Origin of the sequence: Chitinophaga sp. W2I13, from assembly GCF_050434005.1 — a bacterium.
Classification (GTDB): Bacteria; Bacteroidota; Bacteroidia; order Chitinophagales; family Chitinophagaceae; genus Chitinophaga.
Genome location: NZ_JBNPWD010000001.1, coordinates 884,984 through 909,891 on the forward strand (window position 1 = coordinate 884,984; position 24,908 = coordinate 909,891).

Annotated in this window: 18 protein-coding genes and 1 riboswitch; of the genes, 11 read left to right on the plus strand and 7 right to left on the minus strand. The window is 48.1% G+C overall.

Annotated elements, in window-relative coordinates; genetic code table 11:
* Nucleotides 1–80 precede the first annotated feature (80 nt).
* From QFZ48_RS03615 to QFZ48_RS03630, 4 genes are all read left to right on the plus strand, one after another.
* Nucleotides 81–1,265 carry a FecR family protein gene (locus QFZ48_RS03615; protein WP_429045667.1) on the plus strand — a complete coding sequence of 395 codons (1,185 nt, stop codon included), beginning with the start codon at nucleotides 81–83 and terminating at the stop codon, nucleotides 1,263–1,265.
* Between the two features lie 251 nt (nucleotides 1,266–1,516).
* Nucleotides 1,517–4,804, plus strand: coding sequence for a SusC/RagA family TonB-linked outer membrane protein (locus tag QFZ48_RS03620; RefSeq protein WP_429061174.1), 3,288 nt, complete (start codon nucleotides 1,517–1,519; stop codon nucleotides 4,802–4,804).
* A 24-nt stretch (nucleotides 4,805–4,828) separates the two neighbouring features.
* Nucleotides 4,829–6,466 (plus strand): RagB/SusD family nutrient uptake outer membrane protein, encoded by a 1,638-nt coding sequence (locus QFZ48_RS03625; RefSeq protein ID WP_429045663.1) that lies wholly within the window; start codon nucleotides 4,829–4,831, stop codon nucleotides 6,464–6,466.
* A gap of 166 nt (nucleotides 6,467–6,632) precedes the next feature.
* On the plus strand, nucleotides 6,633–7,586 hold the full coding sequence (locus tag QFZ48_RS03630) for an endo-beta-N-acetylglucosaminidase H (RefSeq protein ID WP_429061176.1): 954 nt from the start codon (nucleotides 6,633–6,635) through the stop codon (nucleotides 7,584–7,586).
* A gap of 56 nt (nucleotides 7,587–7,642) precedes the next feature.
* Here QFZ48_RS03630 and zwf read toward each other — a convergent pair whose 3' ends face one another.
* On the minus strand, nucleotides 7,643–9,148 hold the full coding sequence (gene zwf / locus QFZ48_RS03635) for a glucose-6-phosphate dehydrogenase (RefSeq protein ID WP_429061177.1): 1,506 nt from the start codon (nucleotides 9,146–9,148) through the stop codon (nucleotides 7,643–7,645).
* 85 nt (nucleotides 9,149–9,233) lie between these two features.
* The gene (locus QFZ48_RS03640; RefSeq protein WP_429045659.1) at nucleotides 9,234–9,626 is read right to left on the minus strand and encodes a hypothetical protein; all 393 of its coding nucleotides are present in this window, start codon (nucleotides 9,624–9,626) and stop codon (nucleotides 9,234–9,236) included.
* Between the two features lie 181 nt (nucleotides 9,627–9,807).
* On the opposite strand from QFZ48_RS03640, the gene QFZ48_RS03645 reads away from it, so the two are divergent.
* The 7 genes from QFZ48_RS03645 (at nucleotide 9,808) to QFZ48_RS03675 (ending at nucleotide 17,950) form a co-directional block, all read left to right on the plus strand.
* Nucleotides 9,808–10,302 (plus strand): molybdopterin-dependent oxidoreductase, encoded by a 495-nt coding sequence (locus tag QFZ48_RS03645; protein ID WP_429045657.1) that lies wholly within the window; start codon nucleotides 9,808–9,810, stop codon nucleotides 10,300–10,302.
* An 87-nt stretch (nucleotides 10,303–10,389) separates the two neighbouring features.
* On the plus strand, nucleotides 10,390–11,706 hold the full coding sequence (gene eat, locus QFZ48_RS03650; RefSeq protein ID WP_429061179.1) for an ethanolamine permease: 1,317 nt from the start codon (nucleotides 10,390–10,392) through the stop codon (nucleotides 11,704–11,706).
* Nucleotides 11,703–13,061 (plus strand): glutamine synthetase family protein, encoded by a 1,359-nt coding sequence (locus QFZ48_RS03655; RefSeq protein ID WP_429061181.1) that lies wholly within the window; start codon nucleotides 11,703–11,705, stop codon nucleotides 13,059–13,061. Before eat ends, QFZ48_RS03655 begins: the two co-directional genes overlap by 4 nt.
* A gap of 10 nt (nucleotides 13,062–13,071) precedes the next feature.
* A complete protein-coding gene (locus tag QFZ48_RS03660) occupies nucleotides 13,072–14,208 on the plus strand; it encodes an iron-containing alcohol dehydrogenase (protein ID WP_429061183.1) in 1,137 nt (378 codons plus the stop codon).
* Nucleotides 14,209–14,211: 3 nt separating this feature from the next.
* Entirely contained in the window at nucleotides 14,212–14,928 is a 717-nt protein-coding gene (locus tag QFZ48_RS03665) for a gamma-glutamyl-gamma-aminobutyrate hydrolase family protein (protein WP_429061185.1), read from the plus strand.
* Nucleotides 14,925–16,289 carry an aldehyde dehydrogenase family protein gene (locus QFZ48_RS03670; protein WP_370909848.1) on the plus strand — a complete coding sequence of 455 codons (1,365 nt, stop codon included), beginning with the start codon at nucleotides 14,925–14,927 and terminating at the stop codon, nucleotides 16,287–16,289. The genes QFZ48_RS03665 and QFZ48_RS03670 overlap by 4 nt, the downstream gene beginning before the upstream one ends.
* Before the next feature lie 143 nt (nucleotides 16,290–16,432).
* Nucleotides 16,433–16,644, plus strand: a riboswitch (cobalamin riboswitch).
* Nucleotides 16,645–16,819: 175 nt separating this feature from the next.
* A complete protein-coding gene (locus QFZ48_RS03675; RefSeq protein ID WP_429045651.1) occupies nucleotides 16,820–17,950 on the plus strand; it encodes a DUF5074 domain-containing protein in 1,131 nt (376 codons plus the stop codon).
* A 44-nt stretch (nucleotides 17,951–17,994) separates the two neighbouring features.
* Here QFZ48_RS03675 and QFZ48_RS03680 read toward each other — a convergent pair whose 3' ends face one another.
* From QFZ48_RS03680 to QFZ48_RS03700, 5 genes are all read right to left on the minus strand, one after another.
* Nucleotides 17,995–19,077 (minus strand): DUF2652 domain-containing protein, encoded by a 1,083-nt coding sequence (locus tag QFZ48_RS03680; protein ID WP_429061187.1) that lies wholly within the window; start codon nucleotides 19,075–19,077, stop codon nucleotides 17,995–17,997.
* A gap of 70 nt (nucleotides 19,078–19,147) precedes the next feature.
* Complete coding sequence (locus QFZ48_RS03685; RefSeq protein ID WP_429061189.1) at nucleotides 19,148–21,109, minus strand: hypothetical protein; 1,962 nt, start codon at nucleotides 21,107–21,109, stop codon at nucleotides 19,148–19,150.
* Between the two features lie 44 nt (nucleotides 21,110–21,153).
* The gene (locus QFZ48_RS03690) at nucleotides 21,154–22,752 is read right to left on the minus strand and encodes a solute:sodium symporter family transporter (protein WP_429045646.1); all 1,599 of its coding nucleotides are present in this window, start codon (nucleotides 22,750–22,752) and stop codon (nucleotides 21,154–21,156) included.
* Between the two features lie 12 nt (nucleotides 22,753–22,764).
* The gene (locus tag QFZ48_RS03695) at nucleotides 22,765–23,781 is read right to left on the minus strand and encodes a GntR family transcriptional regulator (protein WP_429045644.1); all 1,017 of its coding nucleotides are present in this window, start codon (nucleotides 23,779–23,781) and stop codon (nucleotides 22,765–22,767) included.
* Nucleotides 23,782–23,829: 48 nt separating this feature from the next.
* The gene (locus QFZ48_RS03700) at nucleotides 23,830–24,903 is read right to left on the minus strand and encodes a UDP-glucose--hexose-1-phosphate uridylyltransferase (protein ID WP_429061191.1); all 1,074 of its coding nucleotides are present in this window, start codon (nucleotides 24,901–24,903) and stop codon (nucleotides 23,830–23,832) included.
* Between the last annotated feature and the right edge of the window lie 5 nt (nucleotides 24,904–24,908).

Genomic DNA, 24,908 nt, shown 5'->3' on the forward strand with positions numbered 1-24,908 from the left:
GAAAAAAATTTCATCCCGGATACTCCTTTTTTACCGGTTGATCGTCTTTACCCCATATCACCCTTCCAAAATCGCTGATAATGTCCATAACGGAAGTACAGTTATTGCTTGAAAAATATAAGAATGGCCGGATCAGCCAGGAAGAACTGCTGCGCCTGAAAGCGATGGTAGCCGGAAACGACTACGAGCCGGAAATCAAAGCAGATATCCTGTCGGCACTGTACAACAGCGGGACGCCGCAAAGCGGTCTGTCTGCGGAAGATGGTGAAGCCATTTTACAAAACATCCTGCAAACAACGCCTCCCCGCGCTGCCGGCAATACCCGCAGAATAATCTGGTATGCAGCCGCAGCAACCTTGCTGGGAGCCACGCTTGTCACAGGCGCACTTTATATGAAACGGCAGCAACAGCCCGTTATAGTGGCTGCTCCGAAAGCCAATCCCCTGGCGCCCGGCACCAACACCGCCGTACTGGTACTGGCAGATGGTAAAACCATTCCGCTGGATAGTGCCAACACCGGCGCACTGGCCAAACAGGGCAACAGCAGCATCGTAAATTCAGTGCAGGGCCTTGCCTATAAAGCAGAAGGTGCCACCACGGAAGTGGTGTATAACACCGTAGTAACTCCCCGTGGCGGGCAATACCAGCTTACCCTGGCAGACGGCACTAAAGTATGGCTAAACGCCGCCAGCAGCATTCGCTTCCCTACTGCATTCAGCGGGAAAGAACGGCTGGTGGAGATTTCCGGGGAAGGTTATTTCCAGGTAGCCGCCAATGCGCAGCAACCGTTCCGGGTGAAAGTAAAAGGCAATCCTGATATGGAAGTAAATGTGCTCGGCACCAGCTTCAATATCATGGCCTATACCGATGAGAAAAACATTACCACTACCCTGGAAAGCGGCGCTGTTCAACTGGTGCATGGCAACATCCGGAGCGTGCTGCAACCCGGCTACGGCGGCAGCCTGAACACCGGCGATGCCGCATTCACCATCGAAAAAGCGGACCTGGAACAGGCACTGGCCTGGAAAGAAGGCAAATTCAGGTTCCGTAATACCAGCATACAAACCATCATGCGCCAAATTGCCAGATGGTATAATATAGAGGTTACCTATGAGGGTGATCTGTCGGATATCCGCTTAACAGGGATCATTTCCCGGCGGGAAAATGCAGCTTCTTTATTAAAGATTCTGTCAACAACAAAACGGGTTCACTTTGATATTAATGACAACCGGGTCGTGGTAGCACCATACGATCCTGAGCAATAGACGCTATTTGTCCACTTATGAATTGATCATTTTTAAATTTATTTAGGTTATGAAGACGTAAATAATTCCACTGCCGGTTGTAAAAAAAAACCGGAAGCAGTGCAATGCTCCCGGCTATAGAAGGCAACCCAACTCCCTGAATCATTTAGAAAATTGAATTATTAAGCCAACAACACAAAAGTATGGAACTACTTGGTACCTGCAAAGTCCCCGGGAAAGGAGGACGTATGCAAAGAAAATTACTGTTGATTATGCGATTAACTGCAATACTGACACTGGTATTCACCCTTAATCTGAGCGCCAAAACCTTCTCTCAGTCTGTTACCATCAAAGGGAAACGTCTTCCCCTTTACGATGTTTTCAACAGCATCAGCCGCCAGACAGGTTATGAATTCATTTATGATGAGAAGCTGCTGGAGAAAGCGCCGCCGGTAAATCTGAATATGAACCAGGCCTCCCTCACAGAGGTGCTGAATGCCTGTTTGAATAACAAACTGTTTAACTACAACATTGTAGATAAAACAATTGTAATCAGCCCGAAGGCTAAAGCAATGGTGCCCGCCGCCGCGGTGATAGCTGCCATCGACATACAGGGCAAGGTGACCGACACCAAAGGTCTGCCACTTGTAGGCGCATCTATCCAGGTAAAAGGCACCAGCAAAGGCACTGTTACCAACACCCAGGGCACCTTTACCCTGGCCGCCAATCCCGGCGATGTGCTGATCATCAGCATCATAGGATATGAAAGCAAACAGGTAACCATAGGGAATGATCCCAACATCCAGGTAACGCTGGCTGTACAGGACAGCCAGTTAGGCGCTGTAGTGGTAACGGCCCTCGGTATCAAAAGATCCGAGAAATCCATTACCTATTCCGCCCAGCAACTGGATGGACTGGAACTTACCAAAGCGAAAGATGCGAATCTTGTAAATACGCTGAACGGCAAAGTGGCAGGGTTAACTATTTCTTCCAGCGCTTCCGGTGTAGGCGGTTCTGCCAAAGTAATCCTGCGCGGCAGCAAATCAGGATTGGGCAGCAACCAGGCTTTGTATGTAATTGACGGTGTGCCGATGAACAACACCATCACAAACCAGCCGGGAAGTATTTATGGTGGTAGCTCCTCTTATGATGGCGGCGACCCTATCTCCAACCTCAACCCGGAAGACATTGAAAGTATCTCCGTACTGAAAGGCGCATCCGCAGCCGCTCTTTACGGCAGCCAGGGCGCCAACGGCGTAATCATTGTTACTACCAAAAGTGGTAAAGTGGGGCGCACTACTATCAATATATCATCCGGATTCAATGTTAGCCAGGCTGCCTATAAGCCAAAGTTCCAGAACAACTATGGCCAGTCGGCCGACCCTACCACCAAAAGCTGGGGCAGCAAAATCAGCGGCGCAACCGACAATGTATCCGACTTCCTTCAAACAGGACGCAACTTCACCAACGCCATCAGCCTGGCCGGTGGTTCTGAAAAAGCGCAAACTTATTTTTCTTATGCCAATACCTCCGCACGAGGTTTAGAGGCAGGCAATAAACTCGGTCGTCACAACCTGAGCTTCAAAGAAATTGGTCACTTTCTGAATGATAAACTCACCGCTTCTGCAGATGTGAATTACATGACCCAGAAAATTGACAACACGCCTTTGTCCGGGTTTTACTTCAACCCCCTCACCGGTTTATATCTTTTCCCGCGCGGAGTTGATATCAGCCCTTACCGGGACCAGTATGAAATTCCTGATCCTTCCCGGAATAACCTCATGGTGCAGAACTGGCCCTTTTCAGAAGATGTGCAGCAGAATCCCTGGTGGATCCTCAACCGCAACACCAATTCGCTTTCGCGCAACAGGATACTCGCCAATGCCAGCCTGAAATATGACATCAACTCCTGGTTGAATGTACAGGGAAGAGGAAGTATTGACCGTATGAATGATGTGTATGAGCAAAAGATATACGCCGGCACTCAAACCACGCTGGCCTCCAAAAACGGCGGTTATAACTATACCAACAATACCACTACGCAACAATACGGAGACCTGATCGCCAATTTTAATATCCCGGCAAATGATTTTCATTTTACGGGTATCGTTGGTGGTAGTATCCGCGATGTTAAAACAAACGGTATCTATTTCGCAGCAGGTCAGGAAGGTTTATATCTCCCGAATATATTCACCATCCAGAACATGAAAACGATCAACGCAGCGAACTCCGGTAGCTCACAGGAGAAACACAGCCAGTGGCAATCTGTTTTCGGAAGTGTGAATATTTCTTACAAAGACTGGGCATACATGGATCTGACGGCAAGGAATGACTGGGCCTCCAACCTGGCGTTTACCAACCAGTTATCTTACTTCTATCCATCAGTGGGATTGAATGTAATCCTCACCCAACTGCTTAAAATGCCAGAGGCTATTACCTACGGTAAGATCCGTGGTTCCTATGCTATTGTAGGCAATTCTCCGCTGGCCTACCAGAGTAATACACCGGATAACCTGATCAATACCGGCGGTAACGTAAAAGTGAATACCACAGCTCCATTCAGGGATCTGAAACCGGAAAAAACAAAGTCACTGGAACTGGGTACAGAATGGCGCTTTTTCGACAGCCGTTTGAGCGTGGATCTCACTTACTATAAAACCAATACCACTAACCAGACCATGGAAATTGCCGCACCTAATGCAACCTTGTATAACACCTACTTTATTAATGCAGGTGATATCCAGAACCAGGGTGTAGAAGCCATGATACGGTATGATGTGTTGCGCGATACAAAACTGAAGTGGAATACTGCTTTAAACTATGCAGTAAATGACAACAGGATCATTTCCCTGTCGCCGTTTGTAGACCGTTTCAGCCTGACCGGCGACGGCACCGGCGCCAACTACGCTTCACAATTTAAGGTAGGCGGTTCGTTTGGCGATATTTACGGTACGGTGTTAAACCGTGATGCACAGGGACGTGTGATCATTAACAATGGCGCTCCTTCTCTCGCAGGCGGCCAGATGCAATATCTTGGTAATGCCAATACCAAATGGCAATTAGGCTGGAACAATAATTTTGCATACAACAACTTTACCTTATCCTTCCTGATAGATGGTAAGTTCGGCGGACAGGTAATGTCTGTAACCCAGGCAATGATGGACGGATACGGCGTTTCTGCTACTTCCGGCCAGGCAAGGGATGCCGGTGGCGTAAAAGTAAACGGGGCAGATGCCAATGGCAACCCGGTTACCTCTGTAGATGCAGAGAAATGGTACAATGTGGTAGGCGGCAGAACGGGTGCTTCCGGGGAATATATGTACAGCGCCACTACTGTAAGACTGAGAGAAGCATCGCTGGGATACACCATCCCGTTGAAAAGCAATGCAGTGAAGGCACTGAAGGTATCTGCCAACGGCCGTAACCTGTTTTACTTCTCTAAGAAAGCTCCATTCGATCCTGAGCAAACCATGTCTACCTCTAATGGCTTGAGTGGTGTGGATGTATTTATGTTACCTGCTTCCCGCAGCTATGGCGTTACTGTAAATGCCACTTTCTAATCATTTACCGCAAAACTGAAAACGATGAAACTGTATAATAAAATGAAGCGTTACAGATCTGGTTTACTGGTGGCCACTGCAGCCCTGGTAACCGGGATGAGTGCATGTACTAAAAACTTTGAACGTTATAATACCGACAATACCGGCGTAACGGATGGTCAGCTGGGACCCGATTTTAATTCACTGGGACTGTACCTGAAATCCGCGCAGATGTCGATCCTGAACTTTTCCGGCGGCGGGGATCCCAACTCTTACCAGGTACAACAGAACCTCAATGCCGACTGTTTTTCCGGTTACTTTATGACACCCAATCCATTCAGCAGCTCCAATAATACTAATTACGGCCTGGTGCCGGGCTGGAATGGGGAAGCGTATAAAGTGGGTTATCTCAATGTGATGTCGCCGGTAGTGAAGCTGAGGGCAAGCGGCATAGATAAAAACTTCCCGGCAGTATGGGCAGTGGCGCAGATAATACAGGTAACCGCCATGAGCCGTGTAACCGATATTTACGGCCCTATTCCGTATAGCCGTGTAGGTGAAGGCCTGTCATCTGTTCCATACGACAGCCAGCAGGATGTATACAAGCGTTTCTTTGCCCAGCTGGACACCGCAACAGAAAGTTTGCGCGCCCAGGTTAACAGCGGCACGCAGCTGCCTTTCGACTTTTCCAATTTTGATGTCGTTTACAACGGCAATTTTGCGCAGTGGCTGCGTTTCGCTAACTCGCTGCGGTTACGCCTGGCCATGCACATCGTAAAAGCTGATCCGGCCAGCGCAAAAACGGAAGCAGAGAAAGCGCTGAACCCTGCCAGCGGCGGCATCATCACTGATAATGCCGATAACATGACCGTAAAAGTAACCGGCGACTTTACCAACCCACTTGTTTTCATTGCGAAAAACTGGGCGGACATCCGCATCGGCGCCTCTTTGCAGTGCTACCTCACCGGTTTTAAAGACCCACGGGTTTCAAGGTACATGGACAAAGCCACTGATCCTGCCACCGGGCTTAAAGGCGTATACAAAGGCATCCGTATCGGTAGCCTGGTAGATAAACCGAAGTACCAGACCTATTCTTCCTTAAATACAGAAGATGGCGCTTCTCCTGCTTTTACCCTGAAAACGCCAATGCAGGTAATGACTGCCGCAGAAGTGTATTTCCTGCGCGCAGAAGCAGCTGTAAGAGGCTGGAGCAATGCAGGCGGTAGTGCGCAACAATTGTATGAGCAAGGAGTTACTACGTCTATGGCGCAGTGGCAGGTAAGCGCTCCCGGCTATCTTGCCAATGATTCAAGTCATGCCGATGCTTACACCGATCCTAAGAATGCAGCGAATAATATAGGCAGTCCATCTTCCATTACTATTAAATGGAATGAAGGCGATGATGTGGCTAAGAAAATGGAACGCATCATTACCCAGAAATGGCTGGCCATGTTCCCAGAAGGACAGGAAGCCTGGACAGAATTCCGCCGTACCGGCTATCCTAAATTGTTCCCGGTAGTGAACAACAATAGCGGTAATACCATTGACGCGGCCATACAGATCCGCAGACTGCCGTTCCCGCAAAATGAATACAACACCAATCCTGCTGCAGTGGCGGCTGCCGTGCAACTGCTAAGTACACCGGCAGATAACGGGGGTACCCGTCTCTGGTGGGATAAATAAAAATAAAGAGCATTTAAGGAGATGGCCGGCCATTTACCGGCCATCTCTTCTATTAATATCTTTAAGTTAACCTGAGCATACGTTTGTTATAAGAGCCACCAGACCGGAAAACCCGTAACCAAAATTTGAACCCAGATTTCCTGATCATTTAAACATTCATTCCATTATGAAAAAACAATTTCACCCGTTACGGCTATTGGCCGTAGGAATGGCGTGCGCCGCCCTGTTTTTCACCGCCTGTAAAAAAGAAAGCAACACCAGCATTTCAACCGATCCCGGCAAAAGCGCCACCGGCGCGCATGTAGAAACCGTTACCAAAGCCGGAGGCATGTCTGTTTGTTATGTAGAAGTAAACAGCAACAGTTTACTCAATACCGGCAAGTACACATTAACCACCGGCGGGCAACAGCTGTTTGATATTGCCATTATTTTTGCCGCCAATATCAACTACAACACCAGTACCCAGAAAGCCGTGCTGTACAACAATCCCAACGTATCCAACGTGCTGGCCAACAAGGCTACGCAAATTGTGCCCCTGCAAAATAAAGGGATGAAAGTATTGCTGTCTATTCTCGGCAATCACCAGGGCGCGGGCTTCTGTAACTTCACCAGCAGAACCGCTGCACGCGCCTTTGCCCAACAGCTCAGCGACACCGTTACGTACTACGGACTGGATGGAATTGACTTTGATGATGAGTATGCCGACTACGGCAACAACGGCACCACGCAGCCAAACGACAGCTCCTTTGTGATGCTGGTAGATGAACTGCGTAAGCTGATGCCCACAAAAATTATCTCCTTCTACTACTATGGCCCGGCAGCATCCAGGTTATCGTGGGGTGGGAAAAAAGTGGGCGACTTTGTTAACTACAGCTGGAATGCTATTTATGGCTCTTATTCCGTACCTAACGTAGCCGGCCTTACAAAGGCACAGTTAGGCCCTGCGGCGGTGGACATTCAGAGTACCAGCCAGAGCACTGCCAATTCACTGGCCACGCAAACGAAGAACAACGGTTATGGTATTTATCTCTGGTACAATCTTACCAGCACCGATAAACATGTGTACTTCTCCAGTGTATCCAATATCCTCTACGGCAGTAATGTTACCTACACGCCCTAATAAAAAGAAAGGAGTCGTTTATAAAAACGACTCCTTTCTTTTTATTCGATACTCTTCTATTTAATACTGTCTTCCCTTGCCGATAAACGGAACCAGTCCTTTGCGTAAGGCTTTAACAAGGCGGTAGCCGCGGTGGGCCCCCAGGTGCCGGCCTTATACAAATGCAGTTCTTTTGCCGGGTATTTTTTCCAGGTATCCAGGATGGGCATTACTACTTTCCAGGCAGCTTCCACCTGGTCTGCACGCATGAACAAAGTAGGGTTACCATCCAGCACATCCAGCAACAATGCTTCGTATGCTTCGGGAATCGTTTCTGTATAAGATTCCTGGTAAGTGAAATCCATCTCCACCGGTTTTAATTTCATCTTCAAACCAGGCACTTTACTTTCAAACAACAAACTTATTTCCAGCTCCGGCTGAATACTGATGATCAGCCTGTTGGGCGTGATATCGTCTTTAAAAATTTTATGGGGAGAATCTTTAAACTGCACCACAATTACAGACGATTGCACCGGCATGGATTTTCCCGTGCGTAAAAAGAAAGGCACGCCTTTCCACCGGTCGTTGTCAATAAACAATCTTGCAGCCACAAAGGTTTCTGTATTGGAAGCGGACAGCACATGTTCTTCCTTACGGTAGGGCAAACGTGGCACACCGTGTACATTACCGGCCGTATACTGGCCACGGATAACGTTTTTCAGCACCTGTGCCGGTGTATACGGCCTGATGTCTTTGAGTACTTTTACTTTCGCATCGCGGATCAGTTCCGACTGGTAAAACTCCGGTGAATCCATCGCAACAATACACAACAGCTGCAGCAGGTGATTCTGCACCATATCGCGCAGGGCGCCGCTGCCTTCGTAGTAGCCGCCGCGTTTTCCTACGCCTACTTCTTCTGCCACGCTGATCTGCACATGATCAATATATTTTTTATTCCACAGCGGTTCAAATACATAGTTGGCAAAGCGGAACGCCATAATGTTCTGCACGGCTTCCTTACCGAGGTAGTGATCAATTCGGTAGATCTGTTTTTCAGCAAAACGTTTTGTCAGGAAGCGGTTGAGTTTTTTAGCCGTATCAAGGTCGGTGCCGAAAGGTTTTTCCACTACGATACGGTCCAGGCCATCGCGGTTGCAAATGGTGTGCTTGTATAAGCCTTCCGCAATGATTTCGATAAAACGTGGCGCCACTGCAAAGTAAAAGATGCGGGAACCGTTTTGTTTCTGTTTCTTTCCAAACGCATCCAGCTTCTCTTTCAGGCCGGTATAGGTTTCTGTTTTCAGGAAATCGCCCTGGAGGTAAGAGATATTTTTAGCAAATCCTTCCCATTCTTTCGGATCTGCTTTGCCGTTGCGGCTAAACTCATTGATCCCTGCCAGCAGGTCGAGTTTAAAGGCAGTTTCATCTTCGGGCAGGAAATCCACGCAATAAATGGTGAATACAGGCGGAAGGTGTTTATCGGTGTACAGATTATAAAGCGCAGGAATCAGTTTTCTTTTAGTCAGATCCCCTTTGGCGCCGAAGATGGTAATGGCGGCGGGGAGTGTTTTTCCAGTTTTCATCTAAGCATCGGTTTATTCCCCTGTAATTTAAGCATCATTCCTGTAATCTTTTCATCCATTTTTGGATGCCGGTGGATTCAAAAGATTACCGGTTGCGGGCCAGTATGGCGGCGCAAACGGCCAGGATACACGTCATTGGCGTGAAGATCAGCTGCTCCCATTTATTGATGGAGATGAGGTTACCCAGGGTGTTTACAAAAAATAAAAGACACATCAGCCACAGTACCAGGCTTAAAACCTTGCCATTGGCAGGCAGCTTCAATAGCTTCCTTTTCCCCAGCACCACCAGCAGGAAAAATACATTCACCAGAACAGAGATAGCCTCTAACCGGTACATTTCCATTGGTGACCTCAGTCTTCCTCCCCATACAAGGGAATAAGGTAAAACTTTCGCCACGATCAGCAGGTGAAAAAGAATAAGCAGGGAGAATATAGTGATCATCACTACACCCGCTATTTTTGGCATACGGATACTCATAAAGCGATTAACTTGCGTCAAAGGTAAGAATAGCGGCGTTAAACGGGCGGGAAAGAATTTAAACCGCATTTGACCCGGATTAAACATTAGCCTAATAATGCATATTAATGTCAGATGGAGTTACGTTTTTTGTCTGCAAAGTGATATTATTGTCTTCCATTCTTTTAATTTAAAAACGATCATGCTTTTCAAATTAACCGGGTTATTTCTCGCTATACTGGCAACATCCGTCGTATCCGCACAAACGTCTTCTGCCACCATCATTGTACAAGGGGAAGTTACCCACCCGCTGAAACTCAATGCCGATGATATCAGCAGGATGAAAAAAACGGAAGTCACGGCTACTGATCATGACGGGAAACCGCATCGTTATTCCGGTGTACCTGTAGCGGATCTTTTGCAGCAGGCAGGCGTAACACAAGGCGCTCAGCTGAGGGGAAAAAATATGTCCAAATACCTGCTGGTGAAAGCCAGCGATGGATACGAAGCAGTATTTGCCCTTGCAGAACTGGATACCGCCTTCACCAACCGGGTAGTGATACTGGCCGACCAGGTGGACGGGCAGCCGCTGCCGGCCGGCATAGGGCCGTTCAGAATAGTAGTGCCCGGCGAAAAGAAGCCGGCGCGTTGGGTACGGGAAGTAACCACTATGACCATACGATTTGCAAAAGAATAGGCCCGGCTGGAAAGGTCTTCTTCCCTGTAGTAAAATAATATTTTAATTTATATTATATTACACATACACGCAATAGAGATCTTTCAAATGACACAAAACAAGGGCTTAAAGAAAACACTGACTCCCTTTATGTTGTGGGGACTTGGAGTAGGATACGTTATTTCAGGAATGTATTTTGGTTGGAATCTTGGCCTTGAAAAAGGCGGTACAGGAGGTATGGCCATTGCCACACTTGTGATCATGGTGATGTATGTAACGTTTACTTTCAGCTATGCTGAACTGGCCTGCGCCATCCCCAAAGCAGGAGGAGTTTTTGACTACGCAAACAGGGCAATGGGAAAGAATATCGGCTTTATTGCCGGTATAGCCCAGGTCATTGAATTTATCCTGGCGCCGCCTGCCATTGCATTCGCCATCGGCGCTTATTTCAACGCTTTTTTTCCGCAGGTACCCATCCTCACCAGTGCCATTGCCATTTATTTTGTGTTCACCGGGCTGAATGTTTATGGTGTAAAAGCTGCTGCTTCTTTTGAGGTGATCGTTACCGTTTTTGCTGTGGGAGAACTGTTGCTCTTCGCCGGTTTGTCGTTGCCGAAATTCCAGGCGGTCCACCTTACCAACAACGCACTTCCCAACGGATGGGGCGGCGCCTTTGCCGCCATCCCTTTTGCCATCTGGTTTTTCCTTGGTATCGAAGGCATTGCCAATGTAGCCGAAGAAACCAAAAACCCGCAGCGCGATATCAGCAAAGGTTTTGGATGGGCCATCCTCACGCTGGCCATTCTCTGTGTCCTTATATTTATTTCCGCCACCGGCATTGCCGGATGGGAGGCAATTGTATATAAGAACGGGATCAGCGGGGAAACCTCCGACTCTCCTCTCCCGCTGGCGCTGGCAAAAATTACCGGGAGCAGTCACCTGATGTATCACCTGCTGATCACCGTAGGATTATTCGGGCTGGTGGCTTCCTTTCACGGACTTATCCTCGCCGCCGGGCGCTCTACTTATGAGATGGGCAGGGTACACAACCTTCCTGCTGCCCTCGGTAAAATTTCATCGCGGTTCCATACGCCCGCCAACGCGCTTCTTGGCAACATGGTGATCGGGATACTGGCACTGCTTTCGGGCAAAACTTCCGAAATCATTATCGTATCCGTTTTCGGCGCGCTCACCTTGTATATCATTTCCATGGTGTCTATTATTATTTTGAGAAGACAGGAGCCTGATCTGCCACGGCCTTTCCGGGTAGCCTTCTACCCTGCCTTCCCGGTAATTGCACTGGTGATCGCCAGCATTTCCATTGTTGCGATGTTTTTCTTCAACCTGCAACTTGGACTGATCTATTTCTCCCTGTTGGCCGTTTCCTTTTTGTTGTACAAAATTTTTAAACCTGCTCACACATGACAACTTCCGAAATATTAACGTACGTAAAAAACCATCCGTCGGGTAAGGTAAAAGTAGCGGTAGCGGACATCGACGGTGTACTGAGAGGGAAATATATTGCAGCAGAAAAATTTGCGTCTGTAACAGAGAGCAGGCTGGGATTCTGCGATGTTACCTTTGGCTGGGACATGAGCGATGTGGTGTACGACAACGTGAAATATACCGGCTGGCATACCGGTTATCCCGATGCACAGGTAAAAATTGACCTCAGCACTTTCCGGAAAATTCCCTGGGAAAACGATGTGCCTTTTTTCCTCGGGGATTTTGTACAGGCCGACAATGCACCGGTGTACACCTGTCCGCGGCAGCTCCTGAAAAAAGTGCTGGCAGATGCCGAAAACAGTGGCTTTCTGCCGTATTTCTCACAGGAATTTGAATGGTTTAACTTTACAGAAACGCCTGATACCGTTCACCAGAAACAGTTCCGCGACCTTACGCCTTTATCGCCCGGCATGTTTGGATATTCTATCCTGCGCAGCGCGTTAAAGAATGAGTACATGAGCAGCCTGTTTGAACAACTGGTAAAATTTGATATCCCGGTAGAAGGATTACATACAGAAACAGGGCCCGGCGTTTATGAAGCAGCTATTAAGTATGGCAGGGTTTTACAGGCCGCCGACCAGGCCATACTGTTTAAAACCGCTGTAAAAGAGATCGCATACAAACATGGCGTAATGGCCACCTTCATGGCTAAGATCCATGAAAGCCTGCCAGGCTGCAGCGGGCATGTGCACCAGAGCCTCTGGGATGTGGGCAGTCAACAGAATTTATTTTACGACGAACACGACGAACATAAAATGAGTGCCATCATGAAAAGTTACATCGCCGGGCAGCTGCACTGTTTACCTTTCATATTACCCATGATAGCGCCTACCATTAACAGCTATAAACGGCTGGTAGAAGGCGCCTGGGCTCCTACTACGCTCACCTGGGGCATAGACAACAGAACGGTGGCATTACGGGCCTTGCCGGGCGATAAAAAGGCCACCCGCCTGGAAACGAGGGTAGTTGGCTCGGATACCAACCCCTACCTCGCACTGGCCGCCTGCCTGGCTGCCGGGTTGTATGGCGTGAAAAATAAAATGGTGCTTGAAAAAAAATTGACCACCGGCAATGGGTACAAAGACACCTCGAATGGTGTATTACCACAGAACCTTCATGTGGCCACCCAACAAATGAAGGAATCGACCCTTGCAAAAGAACTGTTTGGTGAACCTTTTGTGGAACATTTTACGTTAACCAGGGAATGGGAGTGGCGGCAATATGCCAAAGCAGTGACCGATTGGGAACTTAAAAGATATTTCGAAATCATCTAAGCATCAGCATATGGCATTTCAGTATAATTTTCCTACTACTATCCGTTTCGGCGCAGGCGTCATCAGCGAGCTGCCAGCCTATTTACAGAAAAACGGATTATCACGGCCCATGATCGTTACCGATCCAACGATAGCTGGATTATCATTTTTTAAATCGATCGTGAGTGACCTGCAGGCACATCACATCTCCGTGGAAGTATTCAGTGATATCCACAAAAACCCGGTGAAGAGCGATGTGTATAAGGGCACGGATCTCTGGGATCATACACAACGCGACAGCATCATCGGTATTGGCGGGGGCGCCGCGCTGGATGTGGCACGCGCCATTGTGCTGCGGGTTAACCACCGGGAAGACCTGTTTAAATACGACGACCTGATAGGCGGCGATATTTATGTGACCAACGACGTACCTCATTTTATCACCGTACCTACTACCGCCGGCACGGGTAGCGAAGTGGGCAGAAGCGCCATCATTGCCGACGACGACACCCATCAGAAAAAAATACTGTTCTCACCTAAACTGATGGCGAAGATTGTATTTGCGGATCCGGCTCTTACCATGGACCTGCCGCCGTTTATCACCGCCGCCACGGGCATGGATGCATTGACCCACAACATGGAAGCATTCCTGGCAAAGAATCCACATCCCCTGTGTGATGGCATTGCCCTGGAAGGTATCTATCTCATTAAAAACTCACTGGAAAAAGCTACTAACAAACCGGACATAGAAAGCAGGAGCAACATGCTCATGGCTTCCATGATGGGCGCCATCGCTTTTCAGAAAGGACTGGGCGTGGTGCATTCCCTTGCACATCCTCTCTCCTCCCTGCTGGACACGCATCACGGTCTCGCTAATGCCGTAAATATTCCTTATGGCATGCAATTCAATATTGCAGGCTTTGAAGAAAAATTCCGGCGCATCGCCAGAACACTGGAGTTAAAAGAAGAAACAGGCGAAGCAGTGGTACAATATCTTTTCGATCTTAATGCAAAGATAAATATCCCGCATCACCTCCGCGATATCGGTGTTACCAACGCACATGTGGACACACTGGCAGACCTGGCACTTGCCGATTTCGCCCATCCCAATAACCCTAAACCGGTTACCCGGGAAGATTTCAAACAGTTGTACCTAAACGCGCTTTAGATCATGAAGAAAAAGATAGGGATCAGCTATACAGAAGCCAGTTTTGTCAATTATGAAAACTGGTTTACACCCGAAGACCTCGGCGATGACCTCGAAGTGGTGATCCTTTCCTTCCTGCGTAATAACGTGGAAGATATTTATACCTGCGATGGCCTGGTGCTTACCGGTGGCGTGGATGTGATTCCCTCGCTGTATGGCGGCGCCGAAAACTATCCGCATCAGCCGCAGGAATTTCTGCCGGAAAGGGATGCTTTTGAAAAACGCATCTATGAGTATTCCCAACAGCAACAGCTGCCTGTATTAGGCATCTGCCGCGGATTACAATACATCAACATCCTGGAAGGCGGGAAAGTATATGAAGACATCGGCGAAGCCGCCAACAAAATTCATAAAAAAGATATCAGCGATAAAATACACGGCGTAAATATCCGGAAAGACTCATTGCTGTACAGCATTACCGGCCAGGAAAAAGGACAGGTGAACAGCGCGCATCACCAGGGCATCCACCCGGCCAGGCTGGGAAATAATATTATGGTAAGCGCCACCTCCGACACCAGCGATGAAATGATTGAGGGTATTGAGTTCAAAGATAAAACCGGTAAAGGCTTTATGCTTTGCGTGCAATGGCATCCGGAAAGAATGCCGGAGAAAGAAAACAACCCGCTTTCCCAGCAAATCAAAACACAATTTCTTCAAGCAGTTAGAAACCATACGAAATGAGAATCTTTAATCCTGCCACCGCACAAACCCTCGCCGTTCTCAGAGAAGATTCACTGGCAAGGGTAGTTGAAAAAACCGCGTTGCTGCGGCTGGCATTCGACCGCTGGTCGGCCAAGCCACTGGCAGAACGCATCAAAGTAATTACCCGGTTCAACCAGCAGCTGGAAAAGAGAGTGGAAAAACTGGCGGGCGTGCTTACAGCTGAAACCGGAAAACCATTGCAGCAATCACGCAATGAAATCAACGGCGCCGTAGCCAGGATTAACTGGATGCTGGAGAACGCAGAGAAGTACCTGTCGGACGAATGGGTAACGAATACAGATAGCTTAAAAGAAAAAATCTCCTACGAACCACTGGGCGTTATCTGCAATATCTCCGCCTGGAATTATCCCTACCTGGTAGGTGTAAATGTTTTTATTCCGGCCCTGCTGGCGGGCAATACTGTGTTGTATAAACCTTCCGAATATGCTACTCTAACGGGTATGGAAATAGAGAAACTTTTTTACTATGCCGGTCTTGAGCAAAATGCTTTCAAGGTAGCCATTGGCGGGAAAGCCACCGGCGAAAGCCTCATGGATCTGCGGGTAGACGGCTACTTCTTTACCGGCTCTTATAAAACCGGTAAATACATTTATGAAAAAGTTGCTTCCAGGATGCTGCCCTGTCAACTCGAACTGGGTGGAAAAGATCCGCTGTATGTAACAGACGACATCGAAGATATCGCAGCAGTGGCATCAGCTACAGCCGACGGCGCCTTTTATAACAACGGTCAGAGCTGCTGCGCAGTAGAACGCATTTATGTACATGAAAAAGTATACGATGAATATGTAGCTGAATTTGTAAAAGCAGTGAAGTCGTGGAAACTGGGACTACCTACAGACGACGGCGTGTACTTTGGCGCCATCACGAGAAAGGAACAGTTAAAAGTACTCGAAAACCAGGTACTGGAAGCCCGTGCAAAAGGCGCCACGCTGAAACTCGGCGGTCATATCATTGTACATGATGGCAACTTCTTTGAGCCCACCGTTCTCACGGATGTGGATCACAACATGAAAATTATGCAGGAAGAAAGCTTTGGCCCGGTGATAGGCATCATGAAAGTAACCAGTGATAAAGAAGCTATTCAACTAATGAACGATACGGAGTATGGTCTTACTGCATCGGTATACTCTTCCAATGGTGAAAGGGCGCAGGAAATCCTTTCGCAGGTAAATGCGGGTACCGGCTACTGGAACTGTTGCGACCGGGTTACAGCAGGATTGCCGTGGGCGGGCAGGAAGCACTCCGGCTTTGGCGCAACGTTATCGCACCAGGGATTGAGAGCGTTTACCAAAACGAAGGCGTGGCAGATGAAGGGATAAGTTTTATAGAAATATTGTTTGTAAAGCGTGGTGCAATGTTGAATTGCATCACGCTTTTTTTATGAGTTAACAGGTTACAAAGGCAACCCATCCACTGAAATTCCTCCTACCACATCATTTTGGCAATTATACCTAATTACCGTAGGTTTGCTTCCGCATTTGGTTCCGCCCCGTGGCGGATTAAAAGGGAATCCGGTGTAAAACCGGAGCTATCCCCGTAGCTGTAATCCTGCATTTATCGTCAGATAAATTGTTTTTCCGGATGAACTCCATACCACTGTCTGCCTGTCCGGCAGATGGGAAGGTCCCGGAAAAGCAGGTAAGCCAGAAGACCTGCCTCTTGTAATTAATCATTCAACGCTTTCGGGTGAAATGCTGTGAATGTGGGCCTGCCAGCCATTTTATGCGCTGTTATTTTTTTTCGTTTAGCCTTAGGCGTAATTCCGGAGGATAGCCGGTATTATGATCATTTCTCCAGGGTTTTGCCCCGGGAGAAACGTGCGTTGTATTTTCTTAATAAAACAATAAATATGAAAAAACAGTTATTATCCTTTCTGTCTGCAGCACTGATGCTGTTTGTTGCTTCCTGCCAAAAAGATGATGCGTTACAGCCGCTCGAACGCCAACGCACAAGCGAAACGGGTACCGGCGGTGTTACGGCTTCATTAATCGCCGGCAAATACGGCAATGGATTTTTTATCGCCAACGAAGGGTGGTTTGGTCACGGCACCGGTGACCTGCATTTCTACTCCTACAGCGGCGATAGTCTTGTACCTAACATTTATCATGCAGAGAACCCCGCAGGCGCATTGGGTGGCCCATCCAACACGCTGCAGTATGCTACTATCTTCAACGGTAAAATGTATATTGTTGTAAAAGCAGGCGGCCCGCTGGTAGTGACAGATGCCGGCAGCCTCGTGGAAACCGGCCGTATTACCACCCTGCCGGGTAATGATGGTCATGCTTTTATCGGTGTGGATGCCACCCGCGGATTGCTGAGTGCAAAGGACGGCGTATATCCCATCACGTTACCTTCCCTTGCTGTAGGTGCTAAAGTAACTGGTGTAGCGGGTTATACCGGTGATATGTTAAAAGCCGGCAGCTATATTTTTGTGTTATCCCAAACAGATGGTATCGTTGCTTTAAACAGCAGTACCTATGCCGTAGTAAAAAAATTCGGCGCAGCCAACCTGGCCTTTGCTGCCGGTAAAGATGGCGGCGTATATGCCACCAACGCAGATTCCCTGATCCGCATAGATCCGGTTACACTGGCGCGAACCGCAGTGAAATTGCCTTTCACGGTACCTTCCCCATGGGGCGCATGGCGTCATGCTGCCATCACTGCCTCTACAACGGAAAATGCCGTTTACATTGTGCGTAACAACGGCTTTGCCGGTGGCACCCAACTGTATCGCTATATCATTGGTAACACGGCATCTCTTGCATCTCCTTTTATTACACTGCCTTCCGGCCAGTATTTCTATGGCGCCGGCGCAGCGTATAACAAGGATAAAAATGAACTGGTGATGACTACGCTGAACGGTTCCTTCACCGGGGATGTGAACAGGGTGCTGATGTATGATGCCACTACGGCCACATTGAAAAAAACGATTACTTACAACGGATGGTATTTCCCCGCCATGCCTGTATTTCATGAGTAGAGGAAGAAATAAAAAGAGGCGACTCCTGCGAGTCGCCTCTTTTCTTAAAAATCCAGCGGCAACTTCATATTCATTACCACAGGCTCCAGCTTTTCGAGCGACCTCCATAAACCCACTTCTACCTTATCTTTTTCCGTGAGCCGGAAAAGCCATTGCCGTATAAAATTTTTAGGGAGATAATAATCAATAGTCAACCGGCTTCTCTGGTCTGTTACCTTTTCCACCGTATAGTAGAAAGCGTTATGCCGCTTCTCATCTGTTTCACTGAACAACGCCTTTTGTTCCGGATCGTACGAAAAACTGCTGGTGAACATTATCACATGTTCGCCATTATCCATCACATGCCGGTGACGGCTACCTACGCCGGGCAGAAAATGTTCTACTTCGTCTATTGCCACCACACCGGGTTGCCACAGGTGCCTGAACTCAAAATGCACGACGCTATAAATGAGCGTTTTTATATCCCGGTCAAATTCCTTCGACACAGAAATCATTTTCGTTTTATTTTTAAGCTCTATCTGTGGATCGGGATCAGGTGGTAAGGTATTGCGCAGTTCACTTAAATGCGTGTAGTGAAAAGAAATATTACCGGTTTCTGTTTGTTTGATGCTGGCATCCCATGTCATCCATTGCGCCAGTCCTTCCGGCGGCTCATCATGCAACAGGTTATCTGTTACCAGCCAGTATTCATGCTGTTCTATATCATTTTTCAACAACTGGTGCGCCACTATCACATCTTTCCCTATCAGCTTACTGAAATTCTTTACCTGGTAGGTGGTAAACTCGCCATAGTGGGTAATTACCTTCAGGGTAAGGTCAATAGCGGATACACATGCTTTACACTGGCAAATTTTGCGGTGATTGTAATTGACCAGGTACCGGTGAAATTCGCAGAACATCTTTTCCACCTGCTTATACAGTACTTCCAGCTCCGGCGGGGATCCAAACTTATAGAACAGGATGGCGTCGCCTTCCACTTCAGACACTTCCAGGCCCGACTGATTAGCGTTTATCAGCAGTTCCAACAGTTGCTGGATAATATGGCGGCTGTGCTCAATCTCTATTTCATTCACAAAACGGGTAAAGCCACTTATATCCGGAATAAAAAGCAGCCCTCTATTTTCCATTTTTTTTATTAAAGTTAGAGATAAAAATAATAAAAACGGCATATAGCTGCGCTTCCGGGTATACCGGTCCTTATTTCTTCTCCAACCGGAAGATCATGGCGTCCGCAGCGTCTACCGTTACATGGATCTTCCCTTTCTCCCTGGATGTTTTACCGGAGAATAATTCTTTACAGAGATATTCCCCGGGGCTGAGTCCCAGCTTATCAAAATCAGCTTCGAAAGCGGTGGCTTTCCTGTTATAGTTCACCACGGCCAGGTATGTAAACCGGCCGCTGTTGTGTACAAACAGGCTGGAGGGGGTTTCGCCGGTATGGTGATCTACCGGAACAAAACCATTAGGCAACTGTGCGGCTTCCAGCACCTCGCGGTTTTGCAACAGCTGCTGTGCCACGCCGGAAGCGCTGCTGTGCTCAGCATAATCGTCGCCGGTAACAACGGTGCCGGTAACGATGGCAGAGGCAAGGCGGGCTCTGTTCTCACCGGGACTGGCGCCCGCAAACACTACGTGATCTGCATCGGTAAAATCGTATACTTCATTCTGCCACCAACCCAAACTGGTAGCATTAAGGGTATAGGCTGTTTCGTCAATGTTTTTAAACGCATCGCAGGCGATACGGCGCATATGCACATATCTGCCAGTGGCCATACCGGGCGAAATAGCGGCGTATACCAGCATCTTGCTATCCAGCTGATCTACCAGGAATTCCATGCCCTTCCTGAACGCCTGCATGCCCGTATGCACAGAAGGATCATACCAGCCATCTGCCTCTATGGCCGCATGGCCAATGAAGTCGATCTTAATCATTTCAAAGCCGGTTTCCCTGAACCGTTTGATGAGATAGGCGATGCGGTCGCGGGTAGCGGGATGAGTGGGGTCCATGGCACGGGCGCCATCAAAATCGTGGTATTGCCCGTTTACTTTGGTCCAGGTTTCCTCGTAATTATAACGGCTTCCTTCTACTACGCGGGACGATTTGGACCAGTCTACGAACGGCGCCCAGTAAATACCGGGTTTACATCCCCGTTGTCTGCAATAAGCCACAAATTCTTTCAACTGGCTGAAATCGCCGGTCATGCCGCCTTTGGTCATGTTATCCCAATAAGAGTCGAGGTCTATGTAAAGGCTGCCATCTTTAGCACGGAACGTTTTACAGGAGTCTGCAAAAAAATCGACCACCTGTTTGGCTTTCACCAGGTTCAACTTCGTTTGCATACTTCCCCAGCTGTTCCAGCCCAGCGGCTTTGCCCCCGTCCATTCAAAAATATAGCGGGGCTCTGCGAGGCGGTTAGCACTGCCATATTGCTCCATGCCTTTGCGCCAGTTGGCGGCCGGCAGTACCAGGATTTTCGGGGAGCTGCACAGGGTATCGCCCTGCGTAACTATGCCATGGGGTATTTTGTCGCGGGTAACAAGACTATCAGTCCACCCCGCCACTACAGAAACGTGTGAATCTTCCACCTTTACCCCTGTTTTCCAATTGTTATGCTCTACCGAGCCGAGTATCAGTCCAGCGTTGGTAAGACTGTCGTACAACGCAGTTACCTCTGAACTGGTAAATGCCGGGCCGCGCTGATCCGCTACACGGTACCTGATCCATGCATCATTATCAAAAGGAACGACTACCCCGCTGGTATAAATAGCCGCTTCCCCTGTTAAAGGGCTCATCGCCCGGGAACGGGCGCCCTTTCCCTGCAGAGTTAACGAAGTATAAAAACCATCTTTCCCTTTATATACATAAAATATTTGCTGTTTTTTTACGCCGTTACCGGCAGATGTAATCACATACCGGGTTCCTTCTCCCATACCATCTTTCACGGGTACACTGGTAAAAGTGCGGTTAACAGGAAGGGTATCTGGCCGGCCGGCATCTTCATAAAACGCAAATGCATGCCGGATGATTTCTTTTCCGCCGGTCCACACGGAGTAGGTACCTTTCCGTAAATCGTAGGCGATGTAATTGTTTTTCCCGAAGGAAATATGTTTGACATGAGCGGCCTGCTGCGCATGCAACGGCGTTAACAGGCAAAGCATTCCCGTAACAGATAAAAGGTATCTGCACCAGATCAGAGCGTTATTCATTTTGCAAGTCCTAGTGGTGAAAAGATGATAAATAGCAACACCATTAATATCAGTAAAGCAGCGCTGTACCAGTGCCGGTTCTTCCAGGGTTCTACCGATACCACCGGGATCACCGCCGGCTGATAAGGTACGGCCATCGGTTTTATTTTACCGATGATCAGCATCAGCACTGCCGTTATTACAAACGTCATCGCCAACAAATGCAGGTAATGGATACCGGTGTCGAATACCCATTGCAGTAATACATTTACAGCCAGGAAAAATACCAATCCCGCTTTGGCCGCCACCGGCGGAACATGCCGGGTAGCCATGCCCACCACCATGATGGTAAAAATCGGGAGACTGAAAAACCCCGCCAGCATCTGGATATAATTATAAAAACCTCCCTTGAACAACATGATAAAGGGTGCAATCACAATACCCGTGAGCAATACCAGTACCTGGAACAGGCGGGTTCTGCTGATCAGTTCTTTATCCGTGATGCTGCCTTTGCGGGCTATCATAAAAGGTTTATACAAATTCATAGTGAACAGTGTACCCACGCTGTTCAACCCTGCGTTAAAAGTGCTGAGCGCTGCACCAAAAACAATAGCCGCAATTAAACCGGTGTATACCGGCGGCAGCACATCCGCCGCCATCCTGGGAAACACTTCCGCCGTTGCCTGTGGATGGATATACAGGTGCACGGCAATAAGGCCGGGAATGTTGAGCATGAGCGGCGACAACAATTTACACAAACATGCCAGCGCAATTCCCTTCTGGCTTTGCTCCAGGTTCACGGAACCCAGCGCCTGCTGCACAATAAACTGTTCCATGCCCCAGTAATAAATATTCACCAGCAGCATACCAGTAAAAATAGTGCTGAAGGGAACTGCATCGTGTGCACCACCGATAGCATTTAAATGGCTGGTATGGGTGCCGAGTACGGTTAGCAAACCGGTTTCCGCATCGCCATGCCCCAGGTATTTAAACCCGAAATACGGCAGCAGCAATCCGCCGATGATCATACCGCCGCCCAGCAAAGTATCGGAGATACTGATCACTTTTAATCCGCCCAGTACATTGTAGAAAAAGCCCATGATGCCTATCAGGCAGGCCAGCAGCCAGATGGTAGACCAATAGCTGATATGCAGCAGCTCATTCAGGTGAAAGATCCCGTTAAAAGCCACCGCACCGCCGTACAATACCGCGGGAATCAGGTTTACCAGGTAGCTGAGCAGGAAAATAACGGAAACAATTTTCTTGGTGCCCCGGTCATACCGTACTTCCAGGAAATCCGGTGTGGTAACAGCGCCTATACGCAAGTAGATGGGCATCAGGAACTCGCCTACCAGCAACATCGCAAATACAGAAGTAACACCCCACGACATAATAGACATGTTATTGATGAAAACAGACTCGTTTTCACCAATAAACTGGTTGGCGCTGATGTTGGTCATGATGAGCGCACCGCCTATTACCAGCCAGTTTAAACTGCGGCTGCCAAGGAATACGTCGGCGGCTGTTTTCAACTGGTGCCTCCTTGTAATGTACCACGACAATACCGTCATGAGCACCACGAAAAAAGCAAAGCTTATAATAGTAGAAAGTGGCATTAATAATTACTGTTACAAAGATTTTCTTCTTATCAGCACGGTAGGCAGTACTTCCTGGATCTTCTCCCGGTTCAGTACAAAAACTGCTGCCTTCTCCGCCATTAATTTAAAGTCCGTGGAATAAGTGGTAATTCCATTGCAGATAATTTCCTTTACCACATCATCATTGTGAGATAAAATGCCTACATCCTTTCCAAGCGTCATTTTCTTTTCCACACAGTCTTTCAGGATAGCCCACAACTCCGTATTATTGATGGTGTAATATACTTTTCCCTTTGCCACCGTACCAGGTACGTATTCCGTTTTAATAACACCGTTGATCTTATGATCTTTTATAAAACGCTTAAAAGCCTTGAGTATTTCTATCGGCGTATCCGTAGAGGGCCGGTAATAAAAGATCATTTCATCAAACTGCTTTATGGTAGCTGTTAACGCAGTGAATGCCCTGTAGGAAGATTCCCCGAACTCCTGCACAATGTAAGAACAATCCATGTTCAACGGTTCGTAGCGGTCAATCATCAGGAACTTATCCACCGGCAGCCCCCGCAGGATCTCCGCGGTTTTGGGATGCGGAATAGGCGCCACCACGTACATGCCATAGCGGCCCTTTACAGATGCCACAATGCTCTCAAATACCTCGATGTTATTGTGATGAAAGAAAACATCCAGCTGTATGTTCTCCCCGAGATGTGCCCGGAAAGTTTTATAAAATGTTTCCTGGAAAGTATCAAACGCAAATAATAACAACGCTACTTTCAACTGCTGGCCGGTATCATCGCTGCTTACAAAAAAGCCCTTCCGGTTTTGCGATGCCACAATACCTCTTTCCACCAGCTCCTTATAACCTTTGGCAATAGTTTCCCTTGCAAATCCCAGCTCTCCGATCAGGTTATTCACAGAAGGCAATGGGTCGCCCCTCGACAACAATCTTGAATTGATAGCATTGATAATTCCCTGAACAAATTGTTCATGTTTAGAAAGACCGGGAATTCCTTCCAGTTCATGTATCTGTTCGTATACGTCCTGCATGTAAGGAAAATTAATCTGGAATTAACTGTACTACACTATCCTACTAAGCTATTGCGTTTTTTCAACACTTGCAACTTTTTGCAGTGAATAATGGGTTTCAGACAGGGATTGTAACTTCCTGGCGGCCCATTCCGGCGTAATATCGCGCTGCGGACTGGCCAGCAGCTCATATCCTACCATAAACTTTTTCACGGATGCAGAACGCAACAGCGGTGGGTAAAAATGCATGTGCCAGTGCCATTCCGGATGATCCCCCGAATTTACGGGCGCCTGGTGCATACCAGCGGAGTAAGGGAAAGATGTTTCAAAAAGGTTATCATATTTTGTGGTTAATCTTTTTAAAATATCCGCCAGCGCAAGCTGCTCTTCTTCCGTAAAATGCATCAGATCCGGTACATGCCGTTTGCTGATGATCATGGTTTCAAAAGGCCAAACCGCCCAGAAGGGCACTAATGCCACGAAGTGATCATTCTCACAAACAATCCGTTCCTGTTTCTTTAACTCCAGGGCAACATAACTTTGCAGCAGGCTTTTGCCGGTAGCTTCATAATATTTTTCCTGGTGAGATGTTTCCTTGATCAGTTCCGCCGGCAAATCGCTGGTTGCCCAGATCTGTCCGTGTGGATGAGGGTTGCTGCATCCCATGATATCGCCTTTGTTCTCAAAGATCTGGATATACCTGATAGCGGGATCTGCGGAGAGCTGCCGGTATTCCTCCTGCCACAACGTGATCACTTTCCTTATGTCTGCTACTTCCAGCAATGGCAACGTGAGATCATGCCGCGGAGAAAAACAGATCACGCGGCAGATGCCTTTCACGCCCCGTGCATGCAGTAAGTCATCTGTTATTGCTACGCCTGCCGGCGTATCTGCCATCAATGCGCCAAAATCATTGGTAAATGCGAAAGGTTCCGTGTAGGCCGGGTTCAGATCCCCGCCCATGCGGCTGTTGCCCGGGCATAAATAACAGGATGCATCGTACGCCGGCAGCGGATCTTTGTTTACCTTTTCTACTTTGCCCTGCCATGGCCTTTTGGTACGGTGCGGCGATACTAATACCCACTCGCCCGTTAAAATGTTTAATCGCTGGTGTGGATGTTCTTCTAACTGGAAATTGTTCATAGATA